Source organism: Ilumatobacter sp., from assembly GCF_049588435.1.
In the GTDB taxonomy this organism is placed as follows: domain Bacteria; phylum Actinomycetota; class Acidimicrobiia; order Acidimicrobiales; family Ilumatobacteraceae; genus Ilumatobacter_A.
Window position 1 is genome coordinate 1 of record NZ_JBAVYV010000377.1, and the last position, 3916, is coordinate 3916.

A 3916-nucleotide genomic window follows, 5' to 3' on the forward strand; every position below is an offset into this window, starting at 1 on the left:
GCGCTCGCCCATCACGTTGAGGCGCAGCGCACCGTGCGGAACCTGCGCGGCGACGTCGATGTCGTGCGGCCGGGCGTCGACCGCATCGAGGAATTCGCCGAACGAGTTCCAGTTCCACATCAGCCCCTCGTGCAGCGCAGCTCCGGGGATGTCCTCGACCCCCTCCATCAACTCGATCAGCTGGTCGTGATCGGCGTCATGCACCGGGGCGAACCCGACACCGCAGTTCCCCATCACCACCGTGGTCACCCCGTGCCACGACGACGGTTGCATCCGCTCTTCCCAGGTCGCCTGGCCGTCGTAGTGGGCGTGGATGTCGACGATCCCCGGGATCACCAGCGCGCCGTCGGCGTCCATCTCGCGACGACCGCGCCCCGACACCTTCCCGCGCTCGATGATGACACCGTCACGAACGGCGATGTCGCCGTACTCGCCAGGGGCCCCCGTCCCGTCGATGACCTTGCCGCCGCGGACCACCAGATCGAATTCAGCCATGTCCCATCGTCGCGCGTCGTACCCCACCCCGATCAGCCGGAGCCGGGCCGATCCCGCACGCACGTTCCTCCCTCCGGTGAGATGTGAGACAACCCGTACGTCTCACTCCTCACCGGACGAGGCCGCGCGATCGGGGCGTGGTGGCCCGCATCGGCCAGACTCGTCCGATGGACGATCTGAGCGGCAAGACCGCAGTCATCACCGGTGGGGCGAGCGGAATCGGTCTCGCGATGGCACGCCGATTCGGTGCGGCCGGAATGAACCTCGTACTCGCTGACGTCGAGGACGGACCGCTCGACGCTGCCGTCGAAGAGCTCTCCGCCGCCGGCGTCGAGGTGTGCGGGATGCACTGCGACGTCTCCGATCTCGCGGCGATCCAGGAACTCGAAACGTTCAGCCGCGAGCAGTTCGGCAACGTGCACGTCCTGTGCAACAACGCCGGCGTCGGCAGCGGTGGTCTGATCGCCCGCTCCGACGACATCGAGCAGTGGCGCTGGGTGATCGACGTCAACCTGTGGGGTGTCATCTACGGCTGCAAGGTGTTCCTCCCCGCGATGATCGAGCACGGCGAGGGTGCGCACGTGATCAACACCGCATCGATGGCCGGACACGCGTCGGCACCGATGATGGGTGCCTACAACGTGTCGAAGTACGGCGTCGTCGCGCTGTCCGAGACGCTGGTCAAGGAGATGCAGATGACCCAGTCCGGCGTCGGCGTGTCCGTGCTCTGCCCGGCGTTCGTGCAGACCGCGATCGGATCGAGTCGCCGCAACATGCCCGACGAGGCGCGGGCCGAACTCGACGGGGACCAGCCGAGCGAGGTCCAGTCGGCGATCGATCAGATGATCGCCGCGGGGATCCCGCCCGCCGACGTGGCCGAGGCGGTCCACGACGCGGTCGTCGACAATCAGTTCTGGATCCTCACCCACGAGGAAGCGAAACCGGCGATCACCGATCGCGCCCGTCAGATCGTCGAGGGCATCAACCCCACGCCGACCGGCTTCGTCTGACGCCGATCGACGATTCGGAGTTCGTGCTCGTCACGGGCTGATCGATCACTCGGCCGGGATTGCCGTGACGGCCACCTCGACGCAGTATTCGACCCATCGTTCGAGCGAGTCGGCGTGGCCGGGCGCTCCGTGCATGCAGTCGTGGTAGGCGGCCTCGAACGGGGCGGATTCCGCCTCGCAACGCTCGACCGCTCGCTCCATCGAGTCGGCGGTGCCCGGTGATCCACCGATGCACGTCGGCTCGAGGTCTCGACCGGCCCGGCTGGGCGACGGTTGATGCCATGGTCCCGGTGGCCAGTGCACATCTCAGACCATCACCGTCCGATCCCGACCTGCAACACCATCCGTCAGGGCAGCTCAGGGGATGGGTCCGTGGCGAGTCACCCGGAACCAGGCGCTCCCACTCGTCGGACGAGAGGACCCGGACCGACGCTGGGGAGCACAGCTCGGCCCCCGTGATCGTGGTGTTGCTCGCGACGGTCGCCGGTGGTGTGTTCGCCGGGATCGTCGGACTGATCCTCGCGGCACCGCTCGTGTCGATCGGATCGAACCTGTTCCGCGAACCGCGGTAGTCAATCGAGCGTTGCGGAGCAACGGTTGTCGCGCTCCCTCGAAAACCTACGACCCGGACGGTGTCGCCGCCGCGGCGGCACCGACGATGCGGTCGCCGAGGTCCACACGTGGCGAGTGGTTGAGCAGATGTCCCACCGACTCCGCGACACTCCCGAGGTCCACGTCCGCCATGAACGTACTGAGCGTCAGGTGACTGAGAATCCAGTTCGGGTCGCTCGCCCACGGCGGCACGAACTGCGCCGGAATCACGAGTCCGCGACTGCGCAGTTCGGCGAGCGCCGGCACCGACCACAAATCGAGTTTGCCGGAGAACAGCAGGGCGACCGCGTCCGCGCGTCCGGCGACAAACGCCGCACGGATGAACGTCGACACGGCGAGGAAGCCGGACAGATAGGTGCAGTCCTTGGTGAACGGTGACCCACCGGTGATCGGCGCGCCACGGAAGATCCGTCGCGTCGACTCGAACGCCTGCTCGGGAGCGGGACTGCGATCGAGGAACCAGCGGTAGAGCTCGATGAAGTCGGCGCCCTCACAGACCATCTGGACACCGAGGATCCGCTCCGCGAGACGACGCAGCCGATCGAGCCCGAGCGTTCCCGACACGTACTCGGAGTAGACGGCGAGCCCTTCCTGGGTGCGTGTCGTTCCGGGGTGACCGATCGCGAGGATCGGGATGTCGGTCTGGGCCCGGCCGTTCAGTCCGGTGGCGACGTGGATGTACGCCTCGTGGTTCAACAGCTGTGAGGCGTCCTTCGTCGTGAACATCGCGTCGCGACGGATCTTGATCCGGCTCGTCGACGCCACGGCATTCGCGGAGAGTTCGTCGACGATCAGGATCTCGGGTGCGGAGTCGCCGAAGTGCTCCCCCACGGCCGCCCTCAGGTGGTCCGCGATGTCGGTGCTCGTCCGGTTGCGCACGGGCGGTGGGACGAGCTTGCTGTCCGACAGGCCCGACAGCGACTCCTCGAATCGCTGAGCGAGATGCAACGGCGTCGCCGGGTCGAAGCGCAACGGCTTGTCCGGTCCGCCGTACAGGGATCGGCTGTGCTCGTGGAACTCGGGCGTTCCGACCGACGCGAGCATGCGCGCGGTCGCCTCGATGCAGCTCGCCTCGCTCTCGAGCCAGTCGTCGACGATCGAGCCGGGCTGGAGCAGCCGACGCGCAGCGGCCACGCCCTCCAACACGGGAGCTGGATCGATCGGGTGGAACTCCGGCTGTGGGAGCCTGGAGCCGCCCGACTCGAGGAACCTCTCGCGGAGCTCGGCCGGCCAGGCGAGTGCGGAGAGGACCCGCATCGGCTTGGCGACGTCGTGCAGGATCTTGGCTGATTGGCGGAACCGTTCGTTGTCGGCCTCGTATGTCATCGGCGAACTCTTGCAGACTTCGCGCACCGCGCATGCACATCTGAGCCATTGATTTCCGGACGACTCCGGCGCCCCTCTCGGCTACCTGACCCCGAGTCGCTCCGCCGCCCGATCGGCCGCTTCCGGACCCGCGAGTTGGCGCAGGAGGAGGAGCCCGTCGAGGACGGCAATCGCAGTCTCGGCCTCGACTCGCCGCACGCCGGCAGGAGCATCGATGAAGTCGGAGGCCCACGCGATCCACATCTCGACGAGGGACGGCACGAGCGAGTCGTACGGCTCGCGCCCGCTGGCGGCAAGACCGTTCGCTTCGAAGAACAGTGCGAACACGGCGTCCGATTCCACGGTGGCGACCACCGGCCACACCGCAGCGATCAACTCGACGTGATCGGCAACATTCTCTGCGAGCACGGGTTCGAGGGTGTGCTGAAGCTCGACTCCCATCGCCACGACGACTTCACCGATCAGGTCGTTCT

5 protein-coding genes are annotated in these 3916 nt (G+C 67.3%); 1 reads left to right on the forward strand and 4 read right to left on the reverse strand.

Going from position 1 to position 3916, the window contains the following annotated elements:
- On the reverse strand, window positions 1-495 hold a 495-nt coding region (locus tag WBV89_RS14560; protein ID WP_423982076.1), incomplete at its 3' end, for an amidohydrolase family protein.
- 167 nt (window positions 496-662) lie between these two features.
- Here WBV89_RS14560 and WBV89_RS14565 point away from each other — a divergent pair.
- The gene (locus WBV89_RS14565) at window positions 663-1505 is read left to right on the forward strand and encodes an SDR family NAD(P)-dependent oxidoreductase (RefSeq protein ID WP_423982077.1); all 843 of its coding nucleotides are present in this window, start codon (window positions 663-665) and stop codon (window positions 1503-1505) included.
- Window positions 1506-1550: 45 nt separating this feature from the next.
- Here WBV89_RS14565 and WBV89_RS14570 read toward each other — a convergent pair whose 3' ends face one another.
- From WBV89_RS14570 to WBV89_RS14580, 3 genes are all read right to left on the reverse strand, one after another.
- Entirely contained in the window at window positions 1551-1808 is a 258-nt protein-coding gene (locus WBV89_RS14570) for a hypothetical protein (protein ID WP_423982078.1), read from the reverse strand.
- Window positions 1809-2123: 315 nt separating this feature from the next.
- Window positions 2124-3443 (reverse strand): flavohemoglobin expression-modulating QEGLA motif protein, encoded by a 1320-nt coding sequence (locus WBV89_RS14575; RefSeq protein ID WP_423982079.1) that lies wholly within the window; start codon window positions 3441-3443, stop codon window positions 2124-2126.
- 81 nt (window positions 3444-3524) lie between these two features.
- The coding region (locus WBV89_RS14580; protein ID WP_423982080.1) for a hypothetical protein at window positions 3525-3916 on the reverse strand (392 nt) is incomplete at its 5' end.